Consider the following 3,516-nt stretch of genomic DNA (forward strand, 5'->3'; position numbering starts at 1 on the left):
GAAAAGCCCGCTAAGAAGCGCGGTGATGAGAAACAAAAGGATGTAACAACCAAGCCAGAAAAAGCCCCGGACAAACCGCAAAAACCGGCAGCCAAAAAGCCACAGAAGCCAACTGAAGCGCCGCAAGCAGATAAGCCGGCTGTGGCAGAAAAGCCATCACCGGCCAACACATCTTCGGCTGAGGCCCCGCAGAAGAGCACTGCTGATCGGCCCAAGCCGTCGGTGCAGAAGAAGCCTCAAAAAGCGCCCTCTACAGCGGCAGATAACGCCCCTGGCACGTCTGAAAAAGCAGCGACCAATCGCTCGACCAAACCGGCGGCCAGTCAAAAAGCAGACATGCCGACGATTGAAAAAGCAGCTGCCAGTCGTTCGACCAAACCGGCAGCCAGCCAAAAAGCAGACACGCCGACACCCGAAAAAGCCGCCACTCGGCAGACCGCCGCGGCACCCAAAACAAAACTTGCAGAGGCCGGTCCCAAACTGGTGCAGATAGAGACCAAAAAGCCAGCAACGTCCGATCAGAGCAAGGAAAAACCTGCCCCGAAAAAAGGCAGTGATGGTGGGTAACTAAGAAAAGACAATCCGGTCAGGGATGACCGGTCTGTTGTTTGGAAACCAGAGGCGCTGTGTTACGCACAGCGATTCAGCTACTGGCAGCGAGTGCGGGGATCCTTTGCCGTACCGTCCAGCAGATGCTTCTCGCGAATCATCTGCAACAGCCCTTCAGACGCCGTCTCGATCAGATCAAAGACCCGCTCAAAACCAGCAGCCCCACCATAATAGGGGTCAGGCACCTCCTGCACCCCCACATGAGAGGCAAAATCCATCAGCAGATGAAGCTTCTCTTCCGATCCCCGGGGGCAGACTGAAGTTAGATCGTTGTAATTTAAACGATCCATCGCGATCACATAGTCGAACTTCTCAAAGTCGCTGCTTGAAACCTGTCGCCCCCTAAGGTCGCTCAGATCAACACCACGCTGTTTGGCAACGCTGCGAGCACGGCGATCAGGTTGTTCCCCGGCATGGATACCGATGGTACCGGCAGAGTCCGTCTGGATATTTTCCGAGAGCCCCTCCTTCTCAACTAGAGAGCGAAAGACACCCTGCGCGGTGGGTGATCGGCAAATATTGCCCATGCAAACAAACAACACCCGAACCGGCTCACTCTGGTTCATCTGTATCTGGCCCCTGTAGTAATTCAGCGCTCGAATATCCATATTAATATTTCTTCTGTTCTTTGATCAGCATCCCGAACGAATCGCTGAAGCAATCCATCCAGCTCCCAACATCCTGTCCTTGTCAGCCGGATCCCGGCCGATCAACCAAGGCCATGTTGGCAAAGATTAAACAACGATGCTAGCGCAGGAGAGGGTCAATCAGCGAAATTCGCCCTTCTATCATGATCGCTGAGCGGCACCCGGAGCCGGCACTAACCTAAGACGAAAAACCAACCTCTTACAGCCACACCGGCAATTCGATCAATGCCTCGATAATCGAAACTATTTCTATATTTTTCATGCAATTATCGTTTCTGTTCGGCGTATCAATCCGCACCAGAAGCGGATCTGCCTAGACTAAACCCAAGCGCAGATCCCATCTAACAGATAACTGTCTGCGCACCCTGCCTGAAATCGGACATTATGCCCTAAAGATAAAAATTCCTAATTAAGCAACACCGATTTTTCTTCAAGGTGTGAATAAAATCACGATACAAAATTTTTTTATCTTGAGCTTGTTGACCGTCCCCGCGGAAAAGGAGAGTTTAGCCACAATTCCATTGAAGTAATTAGGAACAAAAGGCAACATGGACGCCATTTTTCGACCAAGCAACTGGCGCGATAGGCGCTATTGCTCCTGTCTCCTGTTACTTCCAGGCTTGGACAACAAAAACAAAAGACAGGCACAGATTCAGTTAATTCAGCGGGGAAATTGAAGCGATGTTTTATCCTAATCAGCGAGTGCTCTTATTGGGGGTGGCCGTCAGCGGGCTACTATCTGGCTGTGGCGGCGGAGGGGGGACAACCCCCGACACCACACCACCCACCATCAGCCGGAGCGGCGATGCTACCGTCATTTTAGAGGCGGGACCAACTGCCACCTACACTGACGCTGGCGCCACCGCTACCGATGACACAGACGGCAACATAACCGCCAACATCACTGTCAACAACCCGGTCGACCCCACCACTCCTGGTACCTACACGGTCACTTACAACGTGACAGACGCCGCCAGCAATGCCGCCACCCAGGTGACCCGCACCGTAACTGTGGTGGCAGCCGCAGCGCCGACCATCACCCTGGCCGGCGACAGCGTCATCACCCTGGAGGCAAGCGCCACACCCTTCACCGAGCCAGGCGTCTCTGCCGACGACAGCTTCGATGGTGACATCAGTGCCAGCGTCAACATCAGCGGCAGCGTCGACACCTCCACCGTCGGCTCCTACACCCTGACCTACAGTGTCACCGATGCTGCAGGCAATGCCGCCACCCAGGTGACCCGCACAATCAACGTCACCGCCGACCTGACCCCGCCGATCATCAGCGTCAACGCGCCTAACCCACACACCTGGGAGACCGGCCCCACCGAGTACATCGATCCAGGTGTGACCGCCATCGATGCTCTGGATGGCGACATCACCCCTGTGCTCATAAGCGGCACAGTCGACACCAACACCCCCGGCAGCTACACCCTCACCTACAATGTCAGCGATTCCTCCGGTAACCCCGCAATACCCGTCACCCGTACGGTCAATGTGATTGCCGCGACCCCACCCAGCATCACCCTGCTCGGGGATGCCACGGTGACGCGAGAGGCTGGCAGCGTCGCCTATACGGATGCCGGTGCCACTGCCAGCGACAACATCGACGGCGACATCACCGCCAACATCCTTATCAATAACCCGGTCGATGCCACCACCGCCGGTAGCTACACCGTCACCTATGACGTAACAGACACCTCTGGAAATGCCGCCGCGCAGGTGACCCGCACCGTCACCATCCAGGCCGCCGCCGCACCAGTGATCACCCTCAGCGGTGAGGCTTCGGTCACCCTGGAGGCAGGCCCGACGCCCTACAGCGACCCTGGCGCCACCGCCAACGACAACATCGACGGTGATCTTACTGCCTCGATCCAAACCAGCGGCAGTGTCGACGCCACCACCCCTGGCACTTACACCCTGACCTACGATGTAACGGATGCCGCAGGCAACGCCGCCACCCAGGTGACCCGCACCGTCACGGTGCTGGCCTCAACCCCGCCGACCATTACCCTGACGGGCGATAATCCACAGACCATCGAGGGCAGCGCTGCCGCCACCTACACCGACCCCGGCTTCAGCGCTAACGACAATGTGGACGGAGACATCAGCGCAAGGGTCGTAACCAGCGGCTCGGTGGACCCGACGGCTGTCGGCACCTACACCCTGACCTACAACGTCTCCGATACCGCGGGCAACGCCGCCACTACGGTCACCCGCACCGTCAACGTCGTCGACACCACCGCACCGGTGATCAGCC

At 56.9% G+C, this 3,516-nt stretch carries 2 protein-coding genes and 1 pseudogene; 2 read left to right on the forward strand and 1 reads right to left on the reverse strand.

The window, feature by feature from the left end:
- Positions 1-567: pseudogene (locus RIFP1SYM_RS16000) on the forward strand (ribonuclease E/G); the annotation flags it as partial.
- A gap of 80 nt (positions 568-647) precedes the next feature.
- Here the strand turns inward: RIFP1SYM_RS16000 and RIFP1SYM_RS16005 are convergent.
- Positions 648-1,175: a low molecular weight protein-tyrosine-phosphatase gene (locus tag RIFP1SYM_RS16005; RefSeq protein WP_006474711.1), complete on the reverse strand. Its 528-nt coding sequence runs from the start codon at positions 1,173-1,175 to the stop codon at positions 648-650.
- A gap of 762 nt (positions 1,176-1,937) precedes the next feature.
- Here RIFP1SYM_RS16005 and RIFP1SYM_RS16010 point away from each other — a divergent pair.
- On the forward strand, positions 1,938-3,516 hold a 1,579-nt coding region (locus RIFP1SYM_RS16010), incomplete at its 3' end, for an immunoglobulin-like domain-containing protein (RefSeq protein WP_139042188.1).

The organism is endosymbiont of Riftia pachyptila (vent Ph05) (assembly GCF_000224455.1).
Lineage (GTDB): Bacteria > Pseudomonadota > Gammaproteobacteria > Chromatiales > Chromatiaceae > Endoriftia > Endoriftia persephonae.